We start from the raw sequence: 26,552 nt of genomic DNA, 5'->3' as shown, positions 1-26,552 counted from the left end.
ATGAAAGCGACCGGCGCTGACACGAAGGAACGAACATGACCGATCATCAGAATGCAGCACCCGCGCAATATGGCAGGGTGATGCTGAAAATCTCGGGCGAGGCGCTGATGGGCGATCAGGGTTACGGCCTGCACCCCCCCACCGTGGCGCGCATCGCCGACGAGGTGGAATCGGTCCAGAAGATGGGCGTCGAGGTCTGCATGGTGATCGGCGGCGGCAACATCTTCCGCGGGCTGCAAGGCAGCGCACAGGGGATGGAGCGGACGACCGCCGACTACATGGGGATGCTGGCCACGGTGATGAACGCGCTTGCCATGCAGTCCGCGCTTGAGGCGAAAGGCCTGCATTGCCGCGTCATCAGCGCCATCCGCATGGACGAGGTCTGCGAACCGTACATCCGCCGCCGCGCCATCCGGCACCTGGAAAAGAAGCGGATCGTGATCTTTGCCGCAGGCACCGGGAACCCGTATTTCACCACCGACACGGCAGCGACGCTGCGCGCGAACGAGATGAACTGCGAGGCGATCTTCAAGGGCACCAAGGTCGATGGCGTCTATGACAAGGACCCCAAGAAGCATACTGACGCCAAGCGCTACGGCGAGGTCAGCTATGACGAGGTGCTGCAAAAGCACCTGGGCGTGATGGACGCATCCGCGATCGCGCTGGCCCGCGACAACCGCCTGCCGATCATCGTCTTCTCGCTGGACGAGCCGGGCGGGTTCCGGGGCATTCTGGAAGGCCGCGGCACCTACACACGGGTCCACAACTAGGCCGCCGCCCGGTTGCAGGCGCACTGGCGAAGGCCTGCCTGAGAGCGGGGCAAAGTCTTTGCCAAGGTATGCATCACTCGTTACAAGCAATCAAAATTCAGTGCAAAGGCAGTTCCCCATGGCAGAGGACATCGAAATCGACATCGACGATCTGGAACGGCGGATGAAGGGCGCGATGGACAGCCTGCGCCACGAATTCTCCAGCCTGCGGACGGGCCGCGCCTCGGCCTCGATGATCGACCCGGTGCAGGTCGAGGCCTATGGCCAGATGACCCCGATCAACCAGCTTGGCACCGTGAACGTCCCGGAACCGCGCATGGTCACGATCAACGTCTGGGACAAGGGCATGGTGGGCAAGGTCGAAAAGGCGCTGCGCGAATCCGGCTTGGGCATCAATCCGCAGCTGAACGGCACCATCATCATGCTGCCGATCCCCGAGCTGAACGAGGAACGGCGCCGCGAGCTGACCAAGGTCGCGGCTCAATATGCCGAAAGCGCCCGCGTCGCGATCCGCAACGTGCGCCGCGACGGCATGGACCAGATCAAGAAGGGCAAGGCCAACGGGATGCCCGAGGATGACCAGAAGTTCTGGGAAACCGCCGTCCAGGAATTGACCGACAAGATGATCGCCAGTGTCGATCAGGCGCTTGAAGGCAAGCAAGCCGAAATCATGCAGGTCTGAGGGACGAACATGGCCGCTGAAACCGCACCGCTGCTGCTATCGGGCGGGGTCGATCAGCGGCCCCGGCATGTCGCCATCATCATGGATGGGAATGGTCGCTGGGCTACCAACAAGGGTTGGCCACGCCTCGTCGGCCACCGGCGAGGGGCGGAACGCGTCAAGCAGATCGTCCGTGCCTGTCCCGACCTGGGCGTGAACTGGCTGACCGTCTATGCCTTCTCCACCGAAAACTGGAAGCGCACGACCGAGGAGGTCCTTGGGCTGATGAAGATCTTCCGCCGCTATATCCAGTATGAAGCCGAGGGCATGGCCGCCGAGGGCGTGCGCCTGCGCTTCATCGGCGGACGGGAACGGCTGGACGACAAGCTTCAGGCGCTGATGTCCTCGATCGAGGCTCGGACGGCGGGGAATTGCCGCCTGAACCTGACGGTGGCAATCAATTACGGCGGGCGGGACGAATTGACCCGCGCATCAGCAAGGCTGGCCCAGAAGATCGCACGGGGCGAAGTCGAGACCCCGACCGAGGCAGACCTGGCGGCCTGCCTGGACACGGCGGGACATCCCGATCCCGACCTGGTGATTCGCACGTCCGGGGAAACGCGGACCTCGAACTTCCTGCCTTGGCAGGCAGCCTATGCGGAATACGAATTCACGCCGGTGCTGTGGCCCGACTTCACGCCCGCCCACCTTGCGCAGATCCTGGACCGCTTCGGGATGCGGGACCGGCGTTTCGGGGGCGCATGAGCGCCGGGCGCCTTGGGGCAGCAAAGCCCTCGCCCGGCAAATGGGCCGACCTGTCGCGCCGTGTTGCCTCGACCTTGGTGTTGCTGGGGATCGGCATCATGCTGGCCGTGGCGACGGGTGTGTGGCTGCGGCTGTCGATGGCGCTGATATCGGCGATAACCTTCTGGGAACTGGCGGCCATGACCGGCTGGCGCAACCCGCGCCTGCATCCTGGCATCTTCGGCGCCTGGCGGCCCTTTGCCCTGGCGGTGATCGCCTTCATGTCGCAGGCCATCGCCTTGGGATTCGATCATTCCCTGGCGATCCTGGCCCTGTTCTTCCCGCTGATCGCCGGTATCCCCGGCGCGGCGCCGCGCGACCGCTGGACCTATGCGCTGTTCGGCGCGGCGATCATGCTGGTCGCCTATGGCCTGGTCGGCTTTCGAGAGCATTACGGCCTGAATTTCGTGCTGTGGCTGATGGGCATCGTCATCATCTCGGACACGGCGGGTTATTTCTTCGGCCGGATGATCGGCGGGCCGAAGTTCTGGCCCTCGCTCAGCCCCAAGAAGACCTGGTCGGGCACCATCGCAGGCTGGATCGGTGCCTTGCTGCTGGGGGTTCTGCTGTGGCGGCTGGGGCGGGGCGACGCCATGCTGATCTGGTGTTCGCCGATCGTCTGCCTTGCCGGGCAGATGGGCGACATCGCCGAAAGCTGGCTGAAACGCCGGGCAGGGGTCAAGGACAGTTCCAACCTGATCCCCGGGCATGGCGGCTTCATGGATCGTTTCGACGCCGTGACGGGCGCGGTGCTGGCAACCATGCTGATCGGGCTGCTGACGGCTCTGCCGGCGGTGAACTGACCGATGCGGCGGATTTCGATCTTTGGGGCCACCGGGTCCGTCGGCGCGAACGGCGTCGACCTGATCCGCCGCGCGGGTGGACCTGAGGCGTATCACACGGTTGCGCTGACCGGCGGGCGCAACATTGCGCGTCTTGCGCAGATGGCCCGAGAGTTGCGGGCCGAGATTGCCGTAACCGCCCATCCCGAACTGCTGGGCGACCTGCGCGCGGCCCTTGCGGGCAGCGGGGTCAAGGCGGCGGCGGGTCCGCAGGCCCTGATCGAGGCCGCGGCGCGTCCTGCGGACTGGGTCTTGTCGTCCATCGTCGGCGCAGCGGGGTTGATGCCGGGACTGACGGCGCTTGCCCAAGGCGGCATCCTCGCCCTGGCGAACAAGGAATCACTGGTCTGCGCCGGTTCGCTGTTGCGCAATACCGCAATGGCTGGCGGGGCCAGGATCATCCCGGTTGATTCAGAACATTCAGCCATCTTTCAGGCGCTTGGATCGGAAAACCTGGAATCCGTCAAGGATGTGACGATCACGGCTTCCGGCGGCGCCTTCCGGGATTGGCCGCTGGAGCGTCTGGCCGCCGCCACCGTGGCCGAGGCCTCGACCCATCCCAACTGGGCAATGGGCCAGCGGATCACCATCGACAGCGCGTCGATGTTCAACAAGGCCATGGAAGTCATTGAGGCAAAGGAGTTCTTTGGCCTTCGTCCCGACCAGATCAAAGTGCTGATCCACCCGGAGTCGATCATCCATGCGATGGTTAGCCACATCGACGGCGGCACCATCGCGCATCTGGGGGCGCCTGACATGCGCCATGCCATCGGATACGCGCTGAACTGGCCGGACCGCGCGCCTCTGCCCGTGGCGCCTCTGGACCTGGCGGCGATCGGCAGCCTGACCTTCCGCGCCCCGGACGAGGTCCGCTGGCCTGCCCTTCGCCTTGCGCGAGAGGTGATGGCGGCAGGCGGCATGGCAGGCGCCGTGTTCAATGCCGCCAAGGAACAGGCCTTGGATGACTTCATCGCGGGCCGGGTCGCGTTCACGGCCATGGCGCCTCGCGTGGAAATGACCTTGCAGGCCCTGTCGGGACGGGCCGGTTTCGGCGATGATCCGGCTGACCTGGACACGGTTCTTCACTGGGACCGCGAAGCACGCAAGGAAGCCGCCGCATGACCGACCTGATTCCGCAATTCGGCGGCACGCTGTGGACGCTGGCGGCGTTCTTCGTGGCGCTTGCCGTGATCGTGACCGTTCACGAATTCGGCCATTACTATATCGGCAGGCTGTCCGGCATCCGGGCCGAGGTGTTTTCTGTGGGCTTCGGTCCGCGCCTGATCTCGCGCCGGGACCGACGCGGCACGCTGTGGCAGGTGGCGGCGATACCGCTGGGCGGATATGTGCGCTTCCTGGGCGATGCTAATGCGGCAAGCGCGGGGCCGGGCCGGGAGGTCGATCCTGCGCTGCGGCGGCAGACCCTGACAGGGGCACCGCTTTGGGCGCGGTTCGCCACGTTGCTGGCCGGGCCGGTGTTCAATTTCATCCTGTCGATCCTGGTTTTCGGCGGCTTTGCGCTGTTCCAAGGTCTTCCGACGGACGAACCGCAGGTCGGCACCATTGCCGATGCGCCGCCGGGCGTGGTCAATGAGCTTCAACCGGGTGACCGGATCCTGGCCCTGGGCGGCCAGCCGGTCGAAAGCTGGAGCGACTTAGGCGCGATCGCACAAACCCTGCCGGTGGCCGATCATCAGGACTGGACGGTTCTGCGCGACGGCGCCGAGAGGACGGTGCGCGGCCCTGACCCGATGCCTGCCCGCATCAGCGGCGTGGCACCCCGCAGCGCGGCCGCCGATGCCGGTCTGCGCGCGGGCGATGTGGTGATGGCCATAGACGGCCAGCCGGTCAGCCGGTTCACCCAGATGCGCGAGGCGGTCGAGGGCGCCGAAGGCCAGCCGCTTGCCTTGCAGGTCTGGCGTCCGGGTGCGGGGGTTGCCGATTACACGCTGGTGCCCAAGATGCAGGATCTGCCGGCTGAGGGTGGCGGCTACGAACGCCGCTGGCTGATCGGCGTGACCGGCGGCGAAAGCTTTTTCACCCCCGCCACGCGTGCCGCCGGGCTGCTCGAATCGCTGGGGCTGGGCATCCGGCAGACCTGGGGGATCATCGCGTCATCCCTGTCGGGGATGTGGGCCATGATCTCGGGCCAGATCGACAGCTGCAACCTGGGCGGGGCGATCAGCATCGCCGAAAGCACGGGCCAGGCGGCAAGCGCGGGGGGCGGCAATTTCCTGTGGTGGATCGCGGTCCTGTCGGCGGCCATCGGCTTTCTGAACCTGCTGCCGATCCCGGTTCTCGATGGCGGACACCTGATGTTCTATACTTGGGAAGCGATCACCGGCCGTCCGCCCTCGGATAAGGCCCTGAATCTTCTGACGGCGATGGGCATGGCGGCGGTGCTGTCGCTGATGATTTTCGGCCTGACCAACGATCTTTTCTGCCCCTGACGCGCGATGCGTTTTGACAGGGCAGGCGGATTGATGCACAAGCTTGACACAAAAGAAGGCGCCGAAAAGGGTGCCGTTGCAGGCTGACGACAAGAGGGACAGCAATGACACGGAAACTGGGCAGGGGCGCGGTCGCCCTGGTGACGGCCTTGACGATTGCGGCCCCGGCGGCACTGATCCCCGCGGCGGCTTCGGCCTATGTGTTCAACGACGTGCGCATCGAGGGCGCGCAGCGGGTCGAACCGGTCACCGTCCTGTCCTATGCCAATATCGCGCGCGGCCAGGATGTGTCGGCGGGCGAGTTGAACGACGCACTGCAACGTCTGCAGAACTCGGGCCTGTTCGAGACGGTCGAGATCGTGCCCCAGGGCAATGTCCTGGTGATCCGCGTCAGCGAATACCCGACGATCAACCAGATCAGCTTCGAGGGCAACCGCCGCATCAACGACGAGCAGCTGGCCGAGGTCGTGCAAAGCCAGTCGCGGCGGGTCTATCAGCCCAGCCAGGCCATTCAGGACGCCAACAACATTGCCCAGGCCTATGCCGCGCAGGGGCGCCTGGCCGCCCGCGTCGATCCGCGCATCATCCGCCGCAGCGACAACCGCGTCGATCTGGTCTTCGAGGTCCGCGAAGGCAACGTGACGGAAATCGAGCGTATCGGCTTTACCGGCAACCGCGCCTTCAGCGACCGCCGCTTGCGCAACGTCCTGGACACCAAGCAGGCGGGCATCCTGCGCACCTTCATCCGCCGCGACACCTTTGCGCCCGAACGGCTGCAACTGGACGAACAGTTGCTGACCGATTTCTATCGGTCGCGCGGTTATGCCGATTTCCGGGTGCAGGCGGTGGCCCCCGAACTGGCACGCGAACGCGATGCCTTCTACATCACCTTCAACATCCAGGAAGGCCCGCGCTATCGTTTCGCGCAGGTGAACACCGTGTCCGAGATCCCCGGCGTGGATGCAGCCCCCTTTGCCGCTCAGAACCGGGTGGACCGGGGCGACGTGTATAACCCCGCCGCCATCGACAACACCATCCGCCGGATGGAAACGATCGCGCTGCAGCAGGGGCTGAACTTCGTCAATATCGAACCCCGCGTGACGCGCAACCCCCAGAGCCAGACGCTGGACCTGACCTTCGCCATCACGCGCGGCCCGCGCGTCTTCGTGGAACGCATCGACATCGAGGGCAACACGACCACGCTGGACCAGGTGATCCGCCGCCAGTTCAACACGGTCGAGGGTGACCCTTTCAACCCGCGCGAAATCCGCAACGCCGCCGAACGCATCCGCGCGCTTGGCTATTTCAGCGATGCCCAGGTCGAAAGCCGCCCAGGCAGCAGCGACGAACAGGTCATCGTCGATGTGAACGTGGAAGAACAGCCGACCGGGTCGTTGTCCTTCGGGGCCTCCTATGGCGTGGCTTCGGGCGTGGGCTTGAACGCATCCTTGCAGGAAAACAACTTCCTGGGGCGTGGCCAGACGGTCGGGCTGTCGATCTCGACCGCCGATGGCGACCAGCAGTCGTCCTTTACCTTCATCGAGCCCTATTTCCTGGGCCGCGACCTGCGCTTCGGCTTCAACACCTATTACAACGTCACCGAAGGCCTCAATTCGGACTATAACACCCGATCGGTCGGCGTCCGGCCCTCGATCGAGTTTCCGATTTCCCAGAACGGGCGTCTGGAACTGCGCTATCGCCTGTCCAAGGAAACCCTGGGCGGGGTCGAGGACGACAGTTCGGAACTGCTCCAGGCAGAGGAAGGGCAGCGCGTCACCTCGGCCCTGGGCTACAGCTATCTGTGGGACACGCGCATCACCGGGCTGGACCCGCTGACCAGCTACAAGCTGCGCTTCTCTCAGGATTTCGCGGGGCTTGGCGGCGACACGAAAAGCGTGACGACCAGCGGCCTGGCCGGGGTGGAAAGCAATGCCTGGCGCGAGGAGGTGACCCTTCGTGCCGAGTTCGAGGCGGGCGCCATCCATTCCTATGACGATTATTCCACCTGGATCCTCGACCGCTATCGTGGCGGCACGCGCATCCGCGGGTTCGAACCCAACGGCATCGGTCCGCGGGACCTGGTGGCCGAGAACGAGGACGGCCTGGGGGGCAACTATTTCTGGGTGGTTCGCACCGAGGCGCAGTTCCCCGTCGGCCTGCCCGAGGAATACGGCATTACGGGCGGCCTGTTCGCGGATGTCGGGTCGATCTGGGGGCTGGACAACACCATCGGAACCGGAGGCGCCGAGGTCGATGATTCCATGTATGTCCGCGCATCGGTCGGTGCGTCGATCTTCTGGACCACGCCCATCGGGCCGCTGCGCTTCAACTTCTCGAAGGCGGTCAAGAAGGAAGACTATGACGAGGAGCAGAACTTCGATCTGACCATCTCGACCCGGTTCTGATGCGGATCGCCAAATGGATCGGGCTGTGCGCGCTGCTTGCCCTGCCGGGCGCCGCCGCCGGCCAGCAAACCCCCGAGCAGGAGCAGCCGGCCGCGCCCGAACTGCCCTCTCGCACGATCCAGACGCCCGCCAATGCCAAACCCCTGACGGCGCCGATCCTGACCGTCGATCAGGACGTCCTTTTCGCGGCATCCGATTGGGGCAACCGGACGCAGCGCGTGCTGGAACAGGAAGGCAGCAAGATCGAAACCGAGAACCAGCGGCTTGCAGCCCAGCTTTCGGCCGAGGAAGCGACCCTGACCGAACAGCGCGGCACCCTGGACCCGGCCGAGTTCCGCAGGCGGGCCGAGGCCTTCGACACCCGCGCAACCGAAGTGCGTCGTCAGCGCGCGCAGGTCGTCCAGGATCTGAACGCCTGGGCCGAGGCCGACCGCGCCGCCTTCTATCGCGCCGCGCTGCCGCTGATGGGCGAGATGATGCAGGAACGCAATGCGGTGGCGGTTCTGGACCGCCGCACGGTCTTCGTGTCCATGGATGCCATCGACATGACGCAGGATCTGGTCCAGCGCCTGAACGCGGAACTGGGTGACGGGTCGGGCACCGTTCCCCTGCCGGTTCTGGACGGGAAGCAGCCTAGGGAAGGCGCGCCAGACGATCGGTGAACAGCGTGAACAGCCTGTCGCGGTCCACATGCCGGATGAAGTTGGCATTCGCCGGTCGGTCTGTCACGTGCCACCAGTCCGCAACCGTCATTCCGGTCGTGAACCGGCCCGCCGTTTCGATTTCGACATTGATGTGACGCCCGGTGAACAGATCGGGTCGCAGCAGCCAGGCGATCGTGCAGGGATCGTGCAGGGGGGCGCCTTCGCTTCCGTATTTTCCCTTGTCGAAACGTTCGAAGAAATCCGTCCAGCTTGCGATGGCGCGGCCGCAGCGGCCCGGCAGGGCGCGCATCCGTTCGATCCAGTCACGCGACGTCAGCGCCTCGTGCGTCACGTCCAGGGGCATCACCACCAGCGGGGCGCCTGCCGCAAAGACCTCGGCTGCGGCTTCGGGGTCAACGAAGATGTTGAATTCGGCGGCAGGGGTGATGTTGCCGACCTCGAAATAGGCGCCGCCCATGAGGACGATTTCCTGGATGCGGCCGACGATGTCGGGGGCCTGCCGGAAGGCCTGGGCGATGTTGGTCAGGGGACCGATGGGGACCAGCGTCACCGTTCCGGCGGGTTCGCGGCGCAGCATGTCGATGATGAAATCGACCCCGTGCCCCGGCCGCAAGGCGACCGAGGGCGCAGGCAGTTCGATACCATCAAGGCCCGACTTGCCGTGGACATGTTCCGCCGTGATTAAGGGGCGGACCAGGGGTCGGTCGCAGCCTGCGAAGACCGGGATCTCGGTCCGGCCTGCCAGTTCCAGGATCTTGCGGGCATTCAGTTCGGTCAGCGCCAGCGGCACGTTGCCCGCGACGGCTGTCAGGCCCAGCACGTGCAGTTCGGGGCTGGCAAGGGCCAGCAGGATCGCCACCGCGTCGTCCTGACCCGGGTCCGTGTCGATGATGATCTTGCGGGCCATGCGAACCTCCTGCGGCGTCGCGCCGTTGTGAAAGGGAATGTCCGGCGGTGCAAGCCCCCTTGGGCAGGGATCCATTGACCCTCCGCCTGCCCCGCGATAGGGGCCGCACCATGGCACGCGCACCGCTTCTTCAACTGTCCGACATTTCGCTGACCTTTGGCGGAAATCCCGTTTTCGATGGATTGTCCCTGACCATCCAGCCTGGCGACCGGGTTGCCCTGGTGGGGCGCAACGGATCGGGGAAATCGACGCTGATGAAGGTCATGGCGGGCCTGGTCGAACCTGACCGGGGCGAGGTCGTGGCAGGTGCCGGGGTGACCACCGGCTATATGGAACAGGACCCCGACCTGTCGGGCTTCGCGACGCTGGGCGAATTCGCCGCATCGGGCCTGCCTGAGGCGGAGTCCTATCGTGTCGAGATGGCTGCGGAGGGATTGAAGTTCGATCCCGCTCGTCCGGTCGAGACGGCATCCGGCGGGGAACGCCGCCGCGCCGCCTTGGCGCGCCTTCTGGCGCAGGCGCCGGAACTGATGCTGCTGGACGAGCCGACCAACCACCTGGACATCCAGGCGATCGGCTGGCTGGAGGATCACCTGTCCCAGACCCGCGCGGCCTATGTCATCATCAGCCATGACCGCGCCTTCCTGCGCCGCCTGACCCGTGCCACCCTGTGGATCGACCGGGGCGATGTTCGCCGTCAGGAGAAGGGCTTCGAGGGTTTCGAGGACTGGCGCGAATCCGTCTGGGCGGCCGAGGATGACGCCCGCCACAAGCTGGACCGCAAGATCAAGGCCGAGGCCCGCTGGGCGGTCGAGGGCATCAGCGCACGTCGCAAGCGCAACCAGGGCCGCGTCCGCGCGCTGGCGGCATTGCGGGCCGAACGCAGCGCCCAGATCCGCCGGCAGGGAACGGCGGCCATGGCTTTGGATTCGGGGCCGCAATCGGGCAAGAAGGTGATCGAGGCCAAGGGCATCGCCAAATCCTTCGGCGACCGCACGATCCTGCGGCCCTTCGACCTGCTGGTGAACCGGGGCGACAGGGTGGCCTTTGTCGGCCCGAACGGTGCGGGTAAGACCACGCTGATCAAGATGCTGACCCGAGAGATCGCGCCCGACGCAGGCACGGTCACGCTGGGCACCAACCTGGAACTGGCGGTCTTCGACCAGACCCGCTCGGCGCTGAACCCGGACCAGACCTTGTGGGAGTCGCTGACCGGCGACCCCGACATGCGCGTTTCCGGCCGGGCCGACCAGGTGATGGTGCGCGGCCAGCCGCGGCATGTGGTGGCCTATCTCAAGGATTTCCTGTTCGACGACGCCCAGGCCCGCGCGCCCATTCGCAGCCTGTCGGGTGGCGAAAAGGCGCGGCTGTTGCTGGCGCGGCTGATGGCGCGTCCTTCGAACATGCTGGTGCTGGACGAACCGACCAACGACCTGGACGTGGAAACGCTGGATCTGCTGCAGGATCTGCTGGGCGACTACGACGGCACCGTGCTGCTGGTCAGCCATGACCGCGATTTCATCGACCGCGTGGCCGATACCACCGTGGCGATGGAGGGCGATGGCCGCGCGACTGTCTATGCGGGCGGCTGGTCCGACTACCGCGCGCAACGCGGTGAGGAGGCGCCGGTTGTCTTGGAAAGTGCCCCCAGAAAGGCCGAGACTGCGCCGGACAGACCTAAGGCCGCCAAATCCGGCCTGTCCTTCACCGAGCGACACCGCCTTGACGCGCTGCCCGCCGTGATCGAGCGTCTTGAGGCCGAGATCGCCAAGCTGTCCGAGTTCCTGGCCCAGCCCGACCTGTTCACGACCGCCCCGGCCAAGTTCCAGAAGGCGACCGAGGCCCTGGCCGAACGGCAGCAGGCCTTGTCCGAGGCCGAGGACGAATGGCTGGCGCTAGAGGAGAAGGCCTCAGCCTAGGCGCCCCGCGCGGCATGGTTGCTGATCCAGCCATGCGCGAACTTGATCTTTTCTCGGATCTTCGGCGTCAGGATGAAGGGATACAGGTCCGAATTGTCCAGCGCGCGGTTGATGTCGTTGATGGCGATGGCGACCTCGGTCGCGATGTTCAGCAGACGGTCGGCGTCCGCTTCGGCATAGGGTTGATAGCCGTCGGGAACATTCTTCATCAACAGTCCCGCGCTGACGAAACTGTCGGTGAAATCGACCATGTGCAACAGGTGCGCCACGGTTTCGGCCCAATTCTCATGCGGATGGGACGTGGCATAGGCGGTGATGTAATCCTCACCCGGATCCTTGGGGTTGTCGTAATGCTCTTGCAGGGCGGCGGCGTAGTCGGCGGTCTCATCCCCGAACAGGGGCCGGAATTCATCCAGGAAGCCTGGCGCGACGGCCAGACGATCAAACAGGAAATGCGCCAGTTCGTGCCGGAAGTGGCCGACCATGGACCTGTATTGCTCGCCAAGCTGCTGCTGCCGCTGGACGCGGATCAGCTCATCCGCCTCGGTCACGTTGATCACGATCTCGCCGTTGTCGTGTCCCATCATGATCTGTTCGGCACGACCGCCGCCGGTGTTTTCCGACAGCATCTGAAAGCGGGGCCGCATTCCCTGGTCGGCATCGGTGAACCATTGCCAGTTGGACAGATTGGCCAGCACCCATCGTTTCGCCCGCTCGGCCCTTTCAAGAAGCTGCTGGTTGTCGCCGACATTCAACGCAGGGACGACATCCGACATGGCGCAGGACCGGCAAAGCGCCCCGCCCGGCGCGGCGACCCAGTTGCACTGGATGGTGTCGCGGTTGGCGCAGGGTTCCCCCTGGTTCAACATGGCCCGTGCCTCGGGCTCGTAATAGAGCGAGGCGCCGCAGGCGCAGAACAGGTTCTCGAAATAGACGCGGGCGTTGCAATCCGGGCAGGTAAAGCTCTGCATGATGGGTTTTCCTCGGTGGCTGCGGACAAAAGCTTGCCATGGGTCAAGGTTCCATGCAGCCGTGGAAATTTCGCCGCCGTGTGATGCTTGACTCGAACGGGGAAATCCGCCATATCCCCGCCAACCGGCCGGGCGACTGCCCTTGGCCGGTGTGTTATTTTCAATGACATCTCCTTGCGGGGGATGCGCTGTCCGAAGGCGGGGCGACCCGAACGCCGGTATGGTCCGGGGCCGAAGGACGCGGCAACGAAGGAAAAGAAGCGATGTTCGCGGTTCTGAAGACGGGCGGCAAGCAATACAAGGTGCAGGCGGGCGATGTCCTGCGCGTGGAAAAGCTGAATGCCGCGGCTGGCGACAAGGTCCAGTTCAACGAAATCCTGATGGTCGGCACGACCCTGGGCGCGCCCCTTGTGGACGGCGCCTGCGTGCAGGCCGAAGTGATCGACCAGATCAAGGCCGACAAGGTCATCACCTATGTCAAGCGCCGCCGCAAGCACAGCTCGCAGCGCACGCGCGGGCATCGCCAGCAACTGACCCTGCTGCGCGTGACGGATGTTCTGGCCGAAGGCGCGGCATCGACCGGCGTGAAGACCGCCGTCGGCGCGCGCACCAAAGAAAACGCGTAAGGAGACTGAGCCATGGCACACAAGAAAGCAGGCGGTTCGTCCCGCAACGGTCGCGATTCGGCTGGCCGCCGTCTGGGCGTCAAGCTGTATGGCGGCCAGGAAGCCGTCGCGGGCAACATCATCGTGCGCCAGCGCGGCACGAAATGGTGGGCTGGCACCAATGTCGGCATGGGCAAGGATCATACCCTGTTCGCCCTGACCGACGGCCAGATTACCTTCAAGAAGGGCCTGAAAGGCCGCACCTTCATTTCGGTGGTCCCCGCGACCCTTGAAGCCGCCGAGTAACCCGAGCTTAACATTTCACTGTTACAGGGGGATCGGCGAAAGCCGGTCCCCCGCCTGTTTTCCGGGGAGGGAAGATGGTCATGTCAGCACCGATGCGGGAGGGGACGCGTTTGGACGACCTGAAGATATCGGACGCCACGCTGAACCAGCCCGTCATTGCCACGGAACGGTTCGTCCTGCGTCCCTTGCGTCCTTCGGATGCGGGGATGATTGCCCATTACACCGCCGACAAGCGTGTGGCCGAAGGCACGCGCGCCATTCCCCATCCGCTGCCGCCCGGCGCGTCCGAAGCCTTTGTCGCCCGCGCCTTGTCGGCGCAGCGGACCGAGGATGTCTGGGCCATCGACGGATCGGCCAACAAGCTGGCCGAGCTGCTGGGGGTCGTGTCACTGACCCGGATGGAAGGCGACCAGTCCGAACTGGGTTTCTGGATCGGCGCGGGTTTCTGGAACACCGGCTTCGCGACCGAGGCTGTGGACGCCTTGGTCAAGGCCAACCCGCATAATGCCCGCACCCTGTTTGCCGAGGCGTTTCAGGATAATCCCGGTTCCGCAAGGGTGCTGACCAATTGCGGCTTCGTCTATCTCGGTGATGCCGAAAGCTGGTCGGTCGCCCGCAATGCGCGCGTGCCGACCTGGACCTATCTGCGCAAGATGTAAGGGAAGGGGCGCTCGCGCCCCCTCTGGCGCGCCTGCGCGCCATTCACCCCCTGAGGATATTTGGGGCACAGAAGATGGGGCGTTGCAGTTTCTGCATCTTGCGCCATTGCAATCCCGATCGCCTGCCATACCTCGTCTGGCATGAGCATTCCCTATTCCATTCTCGATCTTTCGCCGGTGCCTGAGGGTTCCGAGGCTGCCCAGGCGATCCGAAACACCCTTGATCTGGCGCTTCATGCCGAGAACTGGGGCTATCGCCGGTTCTGGCTGGCGGAACATCATAACATGCCGGGCATCGCCAGCGCGGCCACGGCGGTGTTGATCGGGCTGGTGGCACAGGCAACGTCGCGGATCAGGGTCGGCGCGGGCGGGATCATGCTGCCCAACCATGCGCCTTTGACCGTGGCCGAGGCTTTCGGCACCCTGGCCACGGCATTCCCGGACCGGATCGACCTAGGTCTGGGACGGGCGCCGGGCGGCGATGGAGCCGTCATCCGGGCCTTGCGCCGTGATCCAATGGCAGACAGCTTTCCGCAGGATGTGGTCGAACTGCTGGATTATCTCGGCCCCGAGCGGCCCGGCGCCCCGGTTCGCGCGCTACCGGGCGAGGGCACGAACGTGCCGGTCTGGATCCTGGGCAGCAGCCTGTTCGGCGCGCAGCTGGCCGCGCATTTGGGCCTGCCCTATGCCTTTGCCAGCCATTTCGCGCCTTCGGATCTGGATCGGGCCATCGCGATCTATCGCGAGCGGTTCCGGCCGGGTCCGTGGAACGATCGGCCGCAGGTGATGCTGGCGATCAACGTTTTCGCGGCCGACGATGCCGAAGAGGCGCGTTACCTGCGAACCTCGATGCAATTGGCCTTCGCGCGGCTGCGGACGGGGATGCCGGGCAAGCTGCCGCGTCCCGTTCGGGATCTGGATGCCGAGATCGGCGGCCAGATGCGGCGCATGGTAGACGAGGCGCTGAAGATCAGCGCGTTCGGCAGCCCGGACGAGGTCGGGGTTCAGTTGCGCGACCTGATCGCGACCTACCGCCCGGACGAGGTGATCCTGACCGGCCAGATCCATGATCACCAGGCGCGGCTGCGCAGTTTCGAGATCGCGGCCGATGTGATGAAGGCGATCTAGCCGAGCGGAGCGCCCCAGAAACGTCGATTCGGCAGGACCGCCCCGATCCCGTGACGGGGCGGCCTTCCTGTGTCAGGTCAGGGGCGCGTGCGCAGCAGGCCCATGATCTCTTTCGTGCGGTCCAGGATCGGTGTGGCGATCTCGTCCGCGCGGACGGCGCCTGCGCCCAGGATGCGGTCGATCTCGCTCGGGTCGGCCATGAAGCCGTTCATCCGCTTCGTGATCGGTTCAAGGGAGGCGACGGCAAGATCGGCAAGCGCGGGTTTAAAGGCGCCGAAGCCTTGTCCCTCGAACTGCGACAGGACCGCGTCAGGGGTTTGGTCGGCCAGGGCGGCATAGATGTTGACCAGGTTGCGCGCCTCGGGGCGGTCCTTCAGGCCTTCGGTCGTGCCGGGCAGGGGGTCGGCATCCGTGCGGGCCTTGCGGATCTTTTGCGCGATCGCATCGGCGCTGTCGGTCAGGTTGATCCGGCTGGCGTCCGAAGGGTCGGACTTCGACATCTTCTTCGATCCGTCGCGCAGCGACATGACACGGGTCGCCACGCCCTCGATCAACGGTTCGGTGATGGGGAACTGTTCGACGCCGTAATCGTGGTTGAACTTGGCAGCGATGTCGCGGGTCAGTTCCAGGTGCTGCTTCTGGTCCTCGCCCACCGGCACGGCCGTTGCCTGATAGGTCAGGATGTCGGCGGCCATCAGCGCGGGATAGGCCAGAAGGCCCAGGCTGACGTTTTCGGTGTTCTTGCCGGCCTTGTCCTTGAACTGGGTCATCCGGTACATCCAGCCAACCCGAGCCACCGTGTTGAAAAGCCAAGCCATCTCTGCATGGGCGGACACCTGGCTTTGGTTGAACAGCACCGAGACCTGCGGGTCGACGCCCGCCGCCATGAAGGCCGCCGCGGCCTCGCGGATGTTGCGGCGCAGGGTTTCGGGCTCTTGCCAGACGGTGATCGCGTGCAGGTCGACCAGGCAATAGATCGTCTCGGCCTCGCCCCCTTGCAGGGCCGCGAAGCGTTTCAGGGCGCCAAGATAGTTGCCCAGCGTCAATCCCCCTGAAGGCTGGATGCCCGAGAAGATACGCGGTTTGAAACGGATTTTCGTCGTCTCGGTCATGTCGGGCCTGCTTGGATTTTCGCTGCCAGTGGCTTAGCCCTTGGCCAAAGCGACCGCAACCGCGAAGGAATCCCGATGCGCCAGGCCAATCCCGTCTCGCCACTCAACCCGCTGCCTGTCGTGCTTTGGGCCCTGGCCCTGCCGGCCATCGCGGGCGAGATCGTGTTCCTGCTGGGCCAGACGGGGCTGATCGGCGGGGCGCAGGGCGTGGGCCTGCGGCTTTCGGCCATGCAGATGACCGCCTTCGCGCCCGAAATGGTGCAGCGCATGTGGCAGCTTGGCGCAGTGGATTGGGACCAGGCTTATCGCATCCTGTCCTACAGCTTTGTCAATTCGTCCTTCACCCACGCGCTGTTCGTGGTGGTCTTCACGCTGGCACTTGGCAACATGATCGCGCGAGAGTTTCGCCCCTGGGCGGTTGTCGCGCTGTTCCTGGGTTCGGCCATCGGCGGCGCCCTGGTCTATACGGCGGCGATTTCGGTCCTGCCGGGGCGACCGGGGCCGCTGATCGGGGGATATCCAGCGGTCTATGGGCTGGTCGGTGCCTTCACCTTCCTGCTGTGGTCGCGTCTGGGCGCGGTCCATTCCAACCGGATGCGGGCCTTCACGCTGATCGGGATGCTGCTGGCCTTCCAGCTTGTCTTCGGTATCGGCTTCGGCGGCGCGGGCTATGGCTGGATCGCCGAGATTGCGGGTTTTGGCGCGGGCTTCCTTCTCAGCTTCGTGCTGGTGGACGGCGGCGTGCAGCGGGTGCTGCGCCAGATCCGGGCGCGCTAGCCGCGCCGAACGGCTGCCTTCAAATCGGAAAGCCGATAGGCCCGCGTCAGGAAGCTGAGCGCGAAATAGATCGCGGCCCCGCCGAATACCAGGATCGCCAGGCCCGGCACGCGGCCGATGCCCGCATCGTCCAGCCAGCCCGTCATCAGCCACAGCGCGCCCGCCATCAGCGCCGATGACAGGACGATCAGCGGCGCCTTGCGGCGCAGGCGGTCATCGGCGCGGGCCGCATCGCCCATGGCCCGTGTGCCCCACCACAGTTGCGCGACCATGATCCAGGCGGCGACTGTTGTGCCAAGCGCCGCAGCCAGGAAGCCCAGGATCGGCATCAGGCCGAAGGCCACGATCGCGTTCACCACCATCGACCATAGGGCATAGCGGAAGGGTGTCTTTGTGTCCTCGCGCGCGAAATACAGCGGTTGCAGGATCTTCTGCAACACGAAGGCAGGCAGGCCGAAGGCATAGACGATCAGCGCGCGGGCGGTCTGGGTGGTGTCATAGGCGGTGAACTCGCCCCGCTCGAACAGGGTGCGGACCATGGGTTCCGCGATCACGGCGATGGCGAAGGCGGCGGGCAGGGTCAGGAACAGGCCGAATTCCGTTGCGCGGGAATAGGCTGACTGGCCGCCCGTGTGATCGCCCGCGCGCAAGCGGCGGGCCAGTTCGGGCAGCAGGACCACGGCCACCGCCGCGCCGACGACGCCCAGGGGCAGCTGATACAGGCGGTCGGAATAGGACAGCCAGGAAATCGCGCCTTCGAAATGGCTGGCGACCTGGCGGCCGACCAGCAGGTTGATCTGCACCACTCCCCCCGCGAAGGCTGCGGGCAGGGCCACGGCTAGCAGGCGGCGCATGTCGGGCGTCAGGCGCGGGCGTTGCGGATGAAAGGACCAGCCGGTGCGATGCGCGTCCCACCAGACAAGTGCAAGCTGCGCGATCCCGGTCAGCGGCGTGGACCAGGCCAGTGTCAGGCCCACGTCCCAGCCCCGCCACCAGGCCACCGCCATGGCCGCGATGAACAGCAGGTTCAGCAGCACCGGCGCAGCGGCGGCCGCAGTAAAGCGGCCATTCGCGTTCAGCACGCCCGAGATCATCGAGGCCAGCGAGATCAGCAGGATGTAGGGGAACATGATCCGCCCGTATTGCACCGCCAGAGGAAACCGTTCGTCGCCCGCAAAGCCCGAGGCCATCAGCCAGACCAGCCCCGGCATGAAGACCATCGCCACCGCCGAAAGGATCAGGACGGACATCAGCAGCCCCGAAAAAGCCTCGGACGCGAAACGCTGCGCGTCCGCGCGATCTTCCAGCTTCTTGGCGAACATTGGCACGAAGGCGGTGTTAAAGGCGCCTTCCGCGAAGAAGCGGCGGAACATGTTGGGCAGGGACAGGCCCACGAAGAAGGCGTCGGCGACAGCCCCGCTGCCCAGCCATGCCGCCATCAGGATGTCGCGGACAAAGCCCGAGACGCGCGACACGAAGGTCCAGATCCCTACCGAGAGGAATCCGCGCACCAGTCCCGATTTCATGAATTATGCCTCTGCCCGTTTTGCCCCGTCGGCAATAGCCGCGCGCAGCTTCTTTTCCAAGGCGTCGCGCTTGGCCTCGCTGTGCAGCTTCAGGCCGAACATGTCCTTGACATAGAAGCTGTCCACAACCTGCGCGCCGAACGTGGCGATCACCGCGCTGACGATCTGGATGTGGTTCGCGGCCATGGTCCGCGTCAGGTCGTAAAGCAGACCCGGACGGTCGCGGGTATCGACCTCGATGATGGTATAGATGTCGCTGCCTTCATTGTCGAAGGTGACATGAGTGGGAAACTTGAATTCCCGCATCCGCTTCTTGGGCTTGTCGCGGGTGGCAAAAGCCTCTCGTGCGACGATTTCGCCCATCAGAATGCTGAGGATTTTCTGGCGCAGCCTGGGCATCCGGTCTTCGTCAAAGGGGCTGCCATCGGGATCCTGCACCCAGAACACCGCCGTCGCGAAGCCGTCGCGGGTGGTGTAGGTGCGCGCATCCACCACGTTCGCGCCCATCAGCGTCAGTGCCCCGCAAAGACGCGAGAAGATGCCCGGGTGGTCGGCCAGAACAAAGGCCGCGCGGGTCGCATCGCGGTCGTGGTCGGCGCACAGGTCGATGCGGATCTCGTCCGGCCCGATGTCGCCCAGCAGTTCGGCAAAGGTCGCCTGCGTTTCCGTAGGCAGCCCCGACCAGTAGTTGTCGTAGTGGCGGCCCAGTTCCGCCCTGATCGTCCGGGGTTCCCAGCCCTTGGCGATCAGCATGTGGCGCAGGCTGCGCTTGGCCTCGTTCTGGCGGCGGGCGCGGTTCAGCTCCTCCAGCCCGTTTTCCAGGACCAGGGCTGTTTCCGTGTGCAGCTTGCGCAGCAGCGCGGCCTTCCAGTTGTTCCAGGTGCCGGGGCCGACGCCGCGGATGTCGCAGACGGTCAGCACCAGCAGCATGTCCAGCCGCCTGCGGGTCTTCACCGCCTTGGCGAAGTCGCGCAGGGTGCGGGGGTCGGCAATGTCGCGTTTCTGGGCCACGTCCGACATCAGCAGGTGGTTGCGGACCAGCCATTCCACCGTGTCGATGTCGTCCTGCGGAAAGCCGAAGCGCGCTGCGATCCGGCGTGCCAGACGGGCACCAAGGATCGAATGATCCTCGCGCCGGCCCTTGCCGATATCGTGCAGAAGCACCGCCAGATACAGGACGCGGCGGTTGATGCCGCTTTCCATGATCTCGCTGGAAAGCGGCAGGTCGTCGGGATGCTCGCCTCGCTCGATCTCGGCCAGGGCGGCGACGCATTGGATCGAATGCTCGTCCACGGTATAGTGGTGATACATGTTGAACTGCATCATCGCCACGACCGGCTCGAACTCCGGGATGAAGGCGGCCAGCACGCCCAATTCGTTCATGCGCCGCAACCCGCGTTCGGGATTGCCGTGCTTCAGAAGCAGGTCCATGAAGATGCGGATGGCTTCCGGGTCGCTGCGGACCCTGTCGTCGATCAGATCCAGATTGGCTGCGACCAGCCGCATCGCGTCGGGATGGATCAGGATGCCGGTGCGCAGCGCCTCCTCGAACAGGCGCAGGATGTTGAGGGGATCGCGCAAGAATTCGGCGTCATCGGCGATGCCAAGCCGGCCATGGTTGTCGGTGAAGCCGGTCTTCACCTTGCGGCGGCGGCGGAACAGGCGGCCCAGGAAGGGGGCGCTGCGGACGTGGCGCGCCTCAAGTTCGGTCAGGAAGACGCGGGTCAGTTCGCCCACATGGGTGGCGTGGCGGAAGTAATCCTGCATGAAGTATTCGACGCCTCGCCGGGCGGATGTATCGCGGTAATCCATGCGCCGCGCGACCTCGACCTGCATGTCGAAGGACAGCACGTCCACGGGCCGCCCCGCGATCAGGTGCAGGTGGCAGCGCACGGCCCACAGGAAATCCTCGGCCTGCCAGAAGGCCAGATGTTCCTCGCGCGTGAAGACGCCAAGATCGACCAGTTCGACCGCGCGATCGACGCGGTGGATATACTTCGCGATCCAGTAAAGCGTTTGCAGGTCGCGCAGCCCGCCCTTCCCCTCTTTGACATTGGGTTCGAGGACATATCTTTGCCCGCCCTGCCGCTGGTGGCGGGCCGACCGTTCCTCGAGCTTTGCCTCGATGAATTCGGGAACGGTCTTCGAGAATAGTTCGACCCAAAGGCGTTCGCGCAGTTCCTCGGCCAAAGGGGCGTGTCCGGTGACCAGCCGGTGTTCCACCAGCGAGGTGCGGATGGTCATGTCGGCTGCGCCCAGGCGGATGCAGTCTTCCACGCTGCGGATAGAATGGCCGATCTTCAGCTTCAGATCCCAAAGGATATACAGCATGGATTCGACCACGCTCTCGGCCCAGGCGGTGATCTTCCACGGCGTCAGGAACAGCAGATCCACGTCCGACGCGGGCGCCATCTCGGCCCGGCCGTAACCGCCGACGCCCAGCACGGCCAGCCGCTCGGCCTCGGACTGGGACCGCTGGGGGTGCAGCCAGACCGTCGCGACATGGTGGGTGGCGATGACGATGCCGTCGGTCAGGCTGGCGATGGCGCGCACGGTTTCCCGCGCGGCGCGGGGGTGGCTGGTCAGGCCCGCCTCGATGGCGCGCATCGCCTCGGCACGCGCTTCGGACAGGACGGCGACAGTGCGGGCGCGGATTTCGCGGCGGTCGGTCAGCCCGTGCAGCGCCGCGTCCAGCATGGGCAGGAACGTGTGGGGGGCAAAGACGGGATGCGCCCCGGACAGGGCCGGGGCGCTTTGCAGGACTGCCGTAGCGGAACGGTCGGCCAAGATCAGAACCCGGCGCCGCCAAAGCCGCGCGGTGCCGGATCCAGGATCACCAGCCGGTTGCCGCGCAGGGTGGCCACCGCCAGAGCGCGTTCCGAGGTGCCGTCAGGCCGCAGCCGGAAGACCCCGCCCACGCCCGCAAAGCCCGCCCGCTGCGTCAGCCCGGTGGTGGTCAGGGCATTGCGCTGTCCTCCGCGCACCAGCGACGCGATGGCCGCGACCCCGTCATAGGCAAGGCTTGCCAGTTCATGCGGCTGTTCGCCGTATGCGCTGCGATAGCGGGCGTCGAACTGCGCCCGCAGGCCCTGGTCGGGGATCGCAAACCAGCCTTCCTGCAACTGCGGCAGCGACATGCGCGCGGGCGGCTGGTCCCAGCGGGTCAGCCCCATCATCTGCGTCACCGGCGACCGGACTCCGGCTGCGGCCAGTTTTTCGGTCAGATAGGGCAGGACGGCCTGGTTGTTGGCGGTCATGAACACCGCATCGACCTGTCCAGACTGCGTCGCATTGGCGATCTGCGGGACCACGGCGTCAATGCCGGTGACGGATACCGGGTGGTTGATGCGTCCTGCCATGCGCGCGCCGTTGCGGGCGATGGCGGTTTCGATGGCGCGCCCGCCAAGCTGGCCCGCGATGTCGTCCTCGGCCACGACATAGACGTTGCGCTTGCCCTGGCGCACGCCATAGCCGACCAGCCGGTCGGCGATATTGGCGAAGCTGTTGCCCAGGATGAAGACGTTGCCGCCCGCGATCTCGGCGTTGTTCGAGAAGGTCAGCACGTTGATGTTGCGCGGCCGCATGGCATTGCCGACGGCATTGGCGCCTTCGGCAAACAGGGGGCCGACGATGATCTGCGCGCCCGCGTCCGCCGCCGCGTTGGCTTGGGCCACCGCCTGTTCGGTGCTGGTGCCGGTATCATAGACGCGCAGGTCGATACTGGCGCCCTGCGCATCCGCCGCGGCCATCCGTGCAGCGTTCTTCAGGCTGCGCGACAGCCATTCCAGATCGGCTGATCCGCTGCCCCCCGGCGCCAGCAGGGCAACCCGAACCGGCTCTCCGGGATTGATCAGGGGGCCGATGGCGGGGCCGCTGGCCTGTTGCGATCCGCCCACGGGTTCGCAAGCCGCAAGAACAAAGGCGGACAGGATGGCAGCGGCACCCGTGACGACGCGGCGCAATCCCGTGGCGGGCCGGGTTGTGGCGGAAACGACCATATGAAACTTCCCTGCTGTAAGGTATCGGCGAGGTGCGGGCAGCCTAGGACCAACGGGCCTGCTTGGCAATCAGTCGGAAGGAGAAGACGATGACCGACAGACGCGACGATCCCCAGCCCGCCCATCGTCTTTCGGCCCATGTCGAGGCGCCGCGGCTGGAGGGCGGCCTTTATCTGGTGGCGACGCCCATCGGCACGGCCCGCGACATCACGTTGCGCGCGCTTGATGTGTTGAACGCGGCCGATGTTCTGGCGGCCGAGGATACGCGCGTGCTGCGGCATCTTCTGGACATTCACGGCATTCCGCTGCGGGGCAGGCGTATCATCCCCTATCATGACCACAACGGCGAACGCGCCCGGCCGGGGCTGATGGCGGCCTTGGCCGGGGGTGCCAGCATCGCCTATGCCTCGGACGCGGGAACGCCGCTGGTGGCCGATCCGGGATACCGCCTTGCCCGAGAGGCCGCCGAGGCAGGCCACCGGGTCCATGCCCTTCCCGGACCTTCGGCACCGCTGGTCGCGCTGAGCCTGTCGGGGTTGCCCAGCGACCGCTTCCTGTTCCTGGGCTTTCCGCCGTCGTCCAAAGGGGCGCGGCTGACCTGGCTGCGCGATTGGATGGCGGTCGATGCGACGCTGATCCTGTTCGAAAGCCCCAGGCGCGTTAACCAGACATTGAGAGAGATGTGCGAGGTTGATGCGAATCGACCTACAGTGGTGGCGCGGGAACTGACAAAGAAGTTCGAGGAAGTGATCCGTGGAACGGCCACTGCATTGGCGCAGGATCCGCGCATGGCCACCCTGAAGGGCGAGGTGGTGATGCTGGTCGATCGGCCCGGCGCGGTGGTGGCCGACGATGATGCGGTGCGGCGGGCATTGCGGACGCGGCTTGGGACGATGACGATGAAGGACGCCGTCCGAGAGGTGGCGGCGGAACTGGATATGGCACGGCGCGATGTCTATCAGATCGCGCTTGGCCTGGACGAAGGCAGGGATTGAAGATGGGTCATGTTGTCAGATCGCTGAACTTGCCCTGCGCGGTGCCGTCGCAGCCTCGGCAGGTGTCCGCGTCCCGCAGGACAAGGGGCCGGATGGCACACCTGTCGGGCACCTTGGCCGAGGAGGGCGTTGCGCGGGTGCTGGAACGCCGGGGAATGACGATCCTGGCGCGTCGTTGGCGCGGCAAGGCCGGAGAAATCGACCTGGTCGCCAAGCAGGGGGCTTGTCTGGTATTCGTTGAAGTCAAGCAGTCGGCCACACATGCCGAGGCGGCCCTGCGGCTGGGTTCGGCGCAACAGGGTCGCATCATGCGCGCGGCGCTGGAATATTGCGACAGTGCAGGCTGGGATTTGTTGCCGGAAATGCGTTTCGACGCGGCATTGGTCGATGCTCAGGGCCAGGTCGACATCCTGGAACGTGCCTTCGAGGAGAGCTTTGCCTGAGGCAGTTCGGCTCCCGAAAGACCGAGACGCCGGAGGTGTCCGGCGGCTCAAGAACATGGCAGGCCGACGGGATCTTCAGGCTCGGTCCAGGTTCAAGCCGATCAGGTCGGCGGTCTGATCAGGATGGGTCAGGGGCAGCATATGTCCTGCATTTGGCACGACCGCGCGGCCAACATCCGCAAATCGCGCCGCCAGGGCATCGGCGATGCGATGAATGACGGTGGGCGAACGTTCACCTGCAACGATCAGCACTGGCGCGTCGATGGACTCCAGTCCACCCTCGCGAAGAATGTTCGCCCGGTCTTTGGCCAGTGTCTCATCCGTATCGATCACCAGACCGATCTGGTTGGTCATGGCCCGCTGCGCCGAAGGCGGAAGGGTATCAAAGGGCTGGGCGCCCCAGATGTCGATGAAGCCGCGTGCGGCATCACTGGTCCGTCCATGGATCATATGCTCGGACATGACCTTGTCACGGGCTTCCTGTTCGGCGTCAGGGGCGGCAGCGAACAACACGGGTTCGATCAGCGTCAGGCTGCGCACGGCATCCGGCGCGGCGACCGCGATGCGCAGGGCGACTGTCGCGCCCAGGCTGTGGCCTATCAAATCCAGGGGGCGCTCGATGAAGCTGGCGGCGACCCGGGTGACGGCAGTGTGGAAATCCGGCCCGTCGGGCCGTGGTGTCCAGGAACTGCTGCGGCCATGACCCGGCATGTCGAAGCCCATCAGATCGACCCGGCCGTCAAGCCGCTTGGCGATCGCTCCCCAATAGGCCGCGCTGCCCATCATGCAGTGCAAGGCCAAGGCCGGGCGATCCTTGTCCCCAGCCCAATGCCGCTTGTGAATGCCGGTCATAGTGCGGCAAGGTGACGGTCAAGGAAGTCCAGACGGTCCTGTCCCCAGAATTTCTGCCCGCTGTCCCGCACGACATAGAAGGGGGAGCCGAAGGCCCCGGCTTCGACCGCCTGTTCCAGATTGCGGCCATAGGTTTCAGCGCCGACGAACAGACCCCTGTCGACCAGGGCCGGATCAAAGCCGTGCTTTTCCAGGATGTCGCGAAGCACGCCGTCGTCGCTGATGTCCCGATCCTCGGCCCAGACGGCACGAAGGATGCCTTGCACGAGTCCGCCCAGATCGCCGCCGCCCGTTTCCTGCGCCGCAATGACGGCATAGGACGATGGCGCCATGTTCACCGGCCAGAAGGCGGGCTTTATGTTCAGCGCCAATCCCAGGTGGTCGGCCCAGCGTGTCAGTTCCTGGGCGCGGTATTCCATGCGGCTGGGATGGCGGTTGGCCGGACGGATCCCGCCGGTGCGATCAAACAGCTGCAGGATGTCCAGGGGCTTGTAGGTGATTGTGGCCCCATGCCGTTCGGCGATCCGTTCCAGCCGGTCGCCCGCCAGATAGGCATAGGGACTGATCGTTCCGAAATAGTAGTCGATATTGGCCATGAAGACGATCCTTCGCGATTTGCCCGCAGGCTAACCGGGTGGTAAGGCGGGCGCAATCTGGCGAATCCCCCCGAAAAGGCTCCATCCATGCCCGTCATGACCGAACCCAAGCTGATTTCCGGCAATGCAAACCGAACCCTTGCCGCATCCATCGCACGGCGGATGTCGATGCACCGGGGCATGAACGTCAGCCTTTGCGACGCGCGGGTCGAGCGGTTCAACGACCAGGAAATCTTCGTCGAGGTCTATGAGAACGTCCGCGGCGAGGACATGTACATCATCCAGCCCACCTCGAACCCGGCCAACGACAACCTGATGGAATTGATGGTCATGGCCGATGCGCTGCGCCGGTCCTCGGCTGCGCGGATCACGGCGGTCATCCCCTATTTCGGCTATGCGCGCCAGGATCGCCGCGCCAAGGCCCGCACGCCGATCAGCGCCAAGCTGGTGGCGAACCTGCTGACCGAGGCGGGGATCGACCGGGTCCTGACCCTGGACCTGCACGCGGCCCAGATCCAGGGCTTCTTCGACATCCCGGTGGACAACCTTTATGCCGCGCCGGTCTTTGCCCTGGATGTGCAGCATCATTTCCGAGGGCGGATGGGAGACCTGATGGTCGTGTCGCCCGACGTCGGCGGCGTGGCACGCGCGCGGGAACTGGCGACCCGGATCGGAGCGCCGCTGGCGATCGTGGACAAGCGCCGCGAAAAGGCGGGCGAGGTGGCCGAGATGACCGTGATCGGCGATGTGGAAGGCAAGGCCTGCATCATCGTTGACGACATCTGCGACACCGCGGGCACGCTGGTGAAGGCCGCGCAGACCCTGACCGACAGCGGCGCGACCGAGGTCCATGCCTATATCACCCACGGCGTCCTTTCGGGCCCCGCGGTCGAGAGGGTCAGCAAGTCGGTGATGAAGTCACTGGTCATCACCGATTCGATCCAGCCGACCGAGGCGGTGAAAACGGCACCGAACATCCGCATCGTGCCGACCGCGCCGATGTTCACGCAGGCGATCCTGAACATCTGGAACGGAACCTCGGTCAGCAGCCTGTTCGAGACGGATACGCTGCTGCCGATCTATGAAGGGCTGTATTCGAGCCTGTGAGGCTTGCGCTTGCGTCCCCGTCGGATGCCTCCGGCGGGGATATTTAAGTGAAGA

General features: G+C 65.4%; 25 protein-coding genes. 17 read left to right on the top strand and 8 right to left on the bottom strand.

Translation table 11 applies throughout. The features are described from left to right. Positions 1-35: 35 nt before the first annotated feature. The 8 genes from pyrH (at position 36) to RAH32_RS01585 (ending at position 8,594) form a co-directional block, all read left to right on the top strand. The gene (gene pyrH, locus RAH32_RS01620) at positions 36-770 is read left to right on the top strand and encodes a UMP kinase (RefSeq protein WP_306604535.1); all 735 of its coding nucleotides are present in this window, start codon (positions 36-38) and stop codon (positions 768-770) included. Positions 771-888: 118 nt separating this feature from the next. Next, entirely contained in the window at positions 889-1,452 is a 564-nt protein-coding gene (gene frr, locus RAH32_RS01615) for a ribosome recycling factor (protein WP_306604533.1), read from the top strand. A 9-nt stretch (positions 1,453-1,461) separates the two neighbouring features. Next, the gene (gene uppS, locus RAH32_RS01610) at positions 1,462-2,196 is read left to right on the top strand and encodes a polyprenyl diphosphate synthase (RefSeq protein ID WP_306604531.1); all 735 of its coding nucleotides are present in this window, start codon (positions 1,462-1,464) and stop codon (positions 2,194-2,196) included. Further along, the gene (locus RAH32_RS01605) at positions 2,193-3,038 is read left to right on the top strand and encodes a phosphatidate cytidylyltransferase (protein WP_306604529.1); all 846 of its coding nucleotides are present in this window, start codon (positions 2,193-2,195) and stop codon (positions 3,036-3,038) included. The genes uppS and RAH32_RS01605 overlap by 4 nt, the downstream gene beginning before the upstream one ends. A 3-nt stretch (positions 3,039-3,041) precedes the next feature. Next, positions 3,042-4,199, top strand: coding sequence for a 1-deoxy-D-xylulose-5-phosphate reductoisomerase (dxr, locus tag RAH32_RS01600; protein WP_306604527.1), 1,158 nt, complete (start codon positions 3,042-3,044; stop codon positions 4,197-4,199). Beyond that, entirely contained in the window at positions 4,196-5,527 is a 1,332-nt protein-coding gene (gene rseP, locus RAH32_RS01595; protein ID WP_306604525.1) for an RIP metalloprotease RseP, read from the top strand. The genes dxr and rseP overlap by 4 nt, the downstream gene beginning before the upstream one ends. A 104-nt stretch (positions 5,528-5,631) precedes the next feature. Continuing rightward, the gene (gene bamA, locus RAH32_RS01590) at positions 5,632-7,932 is read left to right on the top strand and encodes an outer membrane protein assembly factor BamA (RefSeq protein ID WP_306604523.1); all 2,301 of its coding nucleotides are present in this window, start codon (positions 5,632-5,634) and stop codon (positions 7,930-7,932) included. Next, positions 7,932-8,594: an OmpH/Skp family outer membrane protein gene (locus RAH32_RS01585; protein WP_306604521.1), complete on the top strand. Its 663-nt coding sequence runs from the start codon at positions 7,932-7,934 to the stop codon at positions 8,592-8,594. Before bamA ends, RAH32_RS01585 begins: the two co-directional genes overlap by 1 nt. Here the strand turns inward: RAH32_RS01585 and RAH32_RS01580 are convergent. Further along, complete coding sequence (locus RAH32_RS01580; RefSeq protein WP_306604519.1) at positions 8,566-9,504, bottom strand: nucleoside hydrolase; 939 nt, start codon at positions 9,502-9,504, stop codon at positions 8,566-8,568. The genes RAH32_RS01585 and RAH32_RS01580 overlap by 29 nt on opposite strands. 110 nt (positions 9,505-9,614) lie before the next feature. Here RAH32_RS01580 and RAH32_RS01575 point away from each other — a divergent pair, with 110 nt between their 5' ends. Further along, positions 9,615-11,423 carry an ABC-F family ATP-binding cassette domain-containing protein gene (locus RAH32_RS01575; RefSeq protein WP_306604517.1) on the top strand — a complete coding sequence of 603 codons (1,809 nt, stop codon included), beginning with the start codon at positions 9,615-9,617 and terminating at the stop codon, positions 11,421-11,423. Here RAH32_RS01575 and RAH32_RS01570 read toward each other — a convergent pair. Then, positions 11,420-12,394 (bottom strand): zinc-binding metallopeptidase family protein, encoded by a 975-nt coding sequence (locus RAH32_RS01570; protein WP_306604515.1) that lies wholly within the window; start codon positions 12,392-12,394, stop codon positions 11,420-11,422. The genes RAH32_RS01575 and RAH32_RS01570 overlap by 4 nt on opposite strands. Positions 12,395-12,657: 263 nt before the next feature. Here RAH32_RS01570 and rplU point away from each other — a divergent pair, with 263 nt between their 5' ends. The 4 genes from rplU to RAH32_RS01550 all read left to right on the top strand — a co-directional run bounded on the left by rplU (position 12,658) and on the right by RAH32_RS01550 (position 15,092). Next, positions 12,658-13,020 carry a 50S ribosomal protein L21 gene (rplU, locus tag RAH32_RS01565; RefSeq protein WP_306604512.1) on the top strand — a complete coding sequence of 121 codons (363 nt, stop codon included), beginning with the start codon at positions 12,658-12,660 and terminating at the stop codon, positions 13,018-13,020. Between the two features lie 12 nt (positions 13,021-13,032). Continuing rightward, the gene (gene rpmA, locus RAH32_RS01560) at positions 13,033-13,305 is read left to right on the top strand and encodes a 50S ribosomal protein L27 (RefSeq protein WP_103172829.1); all 273 of its coding nucleotides are present in this window, start codon (positions 13,033-13,035) and stop codon (positions 13,303-13,305) included. 80 nt (positions 13,306-13,385) lie between these two features. Beyond that, positions 13,386-13,964 (top strand): GNAT family N-acetyltransferase, encoded by a 579-nt coding sequence (locus tag RAH32_RS01555; protein WP_306604510.1) that lies wholly within the window; start codon positions 13,386-13,388, stop codon positions 13,962-13,964. Positions 13,965-14,111: 147 nt separating this feature from the next. After that, positions 14,112-15,092 carry an LLM class flavin-dependent oxidoreductase gene (locus tag RAH32_RS01550; RefSeq protein ID WP_306605188.1) on the top strand — a complete coding sequence of 327 codons (981 nt, stop codon included), beginning with the start codon at positions 14,112-14,114 and terminating at the stop codon, positions 15,090-15,092. Positions 15,093-15,169: 77 nt separating this feature from the next. Here RAH32_RS01550 and trpS read toward each other — a convergent pair whose 3' ends face one another. Next, positions 15,170-16,204: a tryptophan--tRNA ligase gene (trpS, locus tag RAH32_RS01545; protein WP_306604508.1), complete on the bottom strand. Its 1,035-nt coding sequence runs from the start codon at positions 16,202-16,204 to the stop codon at positions 15,170-15,172. A gap of 75 nt (positions 16,205-16,279) precedes the next feature. Between trpS and RAH32_RS01540 the strand changes: the two genes are divergently transcribed. Beyond that, positions 16,280-16,981 (top strand): rhomboid family intramembrane serine protease, encoded by a 702-nt coding sequence (locus tag RAH32_RS01540; RefSeq protein WP_306604506.1) that lies wholly within the window; start codon positions 16,280-16,282, stop codon positions 16,979-16,981. On the opposite strand, the gene murJ is transcribed toward RAH32_RS01540, so the two are convergent. The 3 genes from murJ to RAH32_RS01525 form a co-directional block, all read right to left on the bottom strand. Continuing rightward, complete coding sequence (gene murJ, locus RAH32_RS01535; protein ID WP_306604504.1) at positions 16,978-18,507, bottom strand: murein biosynthesis integral membrane protein MurJ; 1,530 nt, start codon at positions 18,505-18,507, stop codon at positions 16,978-16,980. The two genes, RAH32_RS01540 and murJ, sit on opposite strands and share 4 nt — an antisense overlap. Positions 18,508-18,510: 3 nt before the next feature. Beyond that, the gene (locus tag RAH32_RS01530) at positions 18,511-21,204 is read right to left on the bottom strand and encodes a [protein-PII] uridylyltransferase (protein WP_306605186.1); all 2,694 of its coding nucleotides are present in this window, start codon (positions 21,202-21,204) and stop codon (positions 18,511-18,513) included. Between the two features lie 92 nt (positions 21,205-21,296). Then, positions 21,297-22,505, bottom strand: a complete 1,209-nt coding sequence (locus tag RAH32_RS01525) for a penicillin-binding protein activator (protein ID WP_306604502.1) — start codon at positions 22,503-22,505, stop codon at positions 21,297-21,299. Positions 22,506-22,594: 89 nt separating this feature from the next. Here RAH32_RS01525 and rsmI point away from each other — a divergent pair, with 89 nt between their 5' ends. Continuing rightward, entirely contained in the window at positions 22,595-23,500 is a 906-nt protein-coding gene (rsmI, locus tag RAH32_RS01520; protein ID WP_306604500.1) for a 16S rRNA (cytidine(1402)-2'-O)-methyltransferase, read from the top strand. 92 nt (positions 23,501-23,592) lie between these two features. Next, positions 23,593-23,943, top strand: coding sequence for a YraN family protein (locus tag RAH32_RS01515; protein ID WP_306604497.1), 351 nt, complete (start codon positions 23,593-23,595; stop codon positions 23,941-23,943). 75 nt (positions 23,944-24,018) lie between these two features. Here RAH32_RS01515 and RAH32_RS01510 read toward each other — a convergent pair whose 3' ends face one another. Continuing rightward, a complete protein-coding gene (locus tag RAH32_RS01510) occupies positions 24,019-24,744 on the bottom strand; it encodes an alpha/beta fold hydrolase (RefSeq protein ID WP_306604495.1) in 726 nt (241 codons plus the stop codon). A 47-nt stretch (positions 24,745-24,791) separates the two neighbouring features. Next, positions 24,792-25,391 carry a 2-hydroxychromene-2-carboxylate isomerase gene (locus RAH32_RS01505; protein WP_306604494.1) on the bottom strand — a complete coding sequence of 200 codons (600 nt, stop codon included), beginning with the start codon at positions 25,389-25,391 and terminating at the stop codon, positions 24,792-24,794. A gap of 87 nt (positions 25,392-25,478) precedes the next feature. On the opposite strand from RAH32_RS01505, the gene RAH32_RS01500 reads away from it, so the two are divergent. Then, entirely contained in the window at positions 25,479-26,498 is a 1,020-nt protein-coding gene (locus RAH32_RS01500; protein ID WP_306604492.1) for a ribose-phosphate pyrophosphokinase, read from the top strand. The last annotated feature ends 54 nt before the right edge of the window (positions 26,499-26,552 follow it).

The sequence above is a fragment of the Paracoccus yibinensis genome (genome assembly GCF_030846195.1).
Lineage (GTDB): Bacteria > Pseudomonadota > Alphaproteobacteria > Rhodobacterales > Rhodobacteraceae > Paracoccus > Paracoccus yibinensis.
The sequence above is the reverse complement of the archived record's forward strand: the minus strand, read 5'-3'. Positions and strand labels throughout refer to the sequence as shown.

Coding starts and splice junctions, on each gene's coding strand:
- trpS (WP_306604508.1), bottom strand. CDS start 16,204: ATGACCGAGACGACGAAAATCCGTTTCAAACCGCGTATCTTCTCGGGC.
- rpmA (WP_103172829.1), top strand. CDS start 13,033: ATGGCACACAAGAAAGCAGGCGGTTCGTCCCGCAACGGTCGCGATTCG.
- RAH32_RS01515 (WP_306604497.1), top strand. CDS start 23,593: ATGGCACACCTGTCGGGCACCTTGGCCGAGGAGGGCGTTGCGCGGGTG.
- RAH32_RS01575 (WP_306604517.1), top strand. CDS start 9,615: ATGGCACGCGCACCGCTTCTTCAACTGTCCGACATTTCGCTGACCTTT.
- RAH32_RS01500 (WP_306604492.1), top strand. CDS start 25,479: ATGCCCGTCATGACCGAACCCAAGCTGATTTCCGGCAATGCAAACCGA.
- RAH32_RS01525 (WP_306604502.1), bottom strand. CDS start 22,505: ATGGTCGTTTCCGCCACAACCCGGCCCGCCACGGGATTGCGCCGCGTC.
- RAH32_RS01505 (WP_306604494.1), bottom strand. CDS start 25,391: ATGGCCAATATCGACTACTATTTCGGAACGATCAGTCCCTATGCCTAT.
- bamA (WP_306604523.1), top strand. CDS start 5,632: ATGACACGGAAACTGGGCAGGGGCGCGGTCGCCCTGGTGACGGCCTTG.
- RAH32_RS01570 (WP_306604515.1), bottom strand. CDS start 12,394: ATGCAGAGCTTTACCTGCCCGGATTGCAACGCCCGCGTCTATTTCGAG.
- uppS (WP_306604531.1), top strand. CDS start 1,462: ATGGCCGCTGAAACCGCACCGCTGCTGCTATCGGGCGGGGTCGATCAG.
- dxr (WP_306604527.1), top strand. CDS start 3,042: ATGCGGCGGATTTCGATCTTTGGGGCCACCGGGTCCGTCGGCGCGAAC.
- pyrH (WP_306604535.1), top strand. CDS start 36: ATGACCGATCATCAGAATGCAGCACCCGCGCAATATGGCAGGGTGATG.
- RAH32_RS01540 (WP_306604506.1), top strand. CDS start 16,280: ATGCGCCAGGCCAATCCCGTCTCGCCACTCAACCCGCTGCCTGTCGTG.
- frr (WP_306604533.1), top strand. CDS start 889: ATGGCAGAGGACATCGAAATCGACATCGACGATCTGGAACGGCGGATG.
- RAH32_RS01585 (WP_306604521.1), top strand. CDS start 7,932: ATGCGGATCGCCAAATGGATCGGGCTGTGCGCGCTGCTTGCCCTGCCG.
- rplU (WP_306604512.1), top strand. CDS start 12,658: ATGTTCGCGGTTCTGAAGACGGGCGGCAAGCAATACAAGGTGCAGGCG.
- RAH32_RS01580 (WP_306604519.1), bottom strand. CDS start 9,504: ATGGCCCGCAAGATCATCATCGACACGGACCCGGGTCAGGACGACGCG.
- murJ (WP_306604504.1), bottom strand. CDS start 18,507: ATGAAATCGGGACTGGTGCGCGGATTCCTCTCGGTAGGGATCTGGACC.
- RAH32_RS01605 (WP_306604529.1), top strand. CDS start 2,193: ATGAGCGCCGGGCGCCTTGGGGCAGCAAAGCCCTCGCCCGGCAAATGG.
- RAH32_RS01555 (WP_306604510.1), top strand. CDS start 13,386: ATGTCAGCACCGATGCGGGAGGGGACGCGTTTGGACGACCTGAAGATA.
- rsmI (WP_306604500.1), top strand. CDS start 22,595: ATGACCGACAGACGCGACGATCCCCAGCCCGCCCATCGTCTTTCGGCC.
- RAH32_RS01530 (WP_306605186.1), bottom strand. CDS start 21,204: ATGCTGGACGCGGCGCTGCACGGGCTGACCGACCGCCGCGAAATCCGC.
- rseP (WP_306604525.1), top strand. CDS start 4,196: ATGACCGACCTGATTCCGCAATTCGGCGGCACGCTGTGGACGCTGGCG.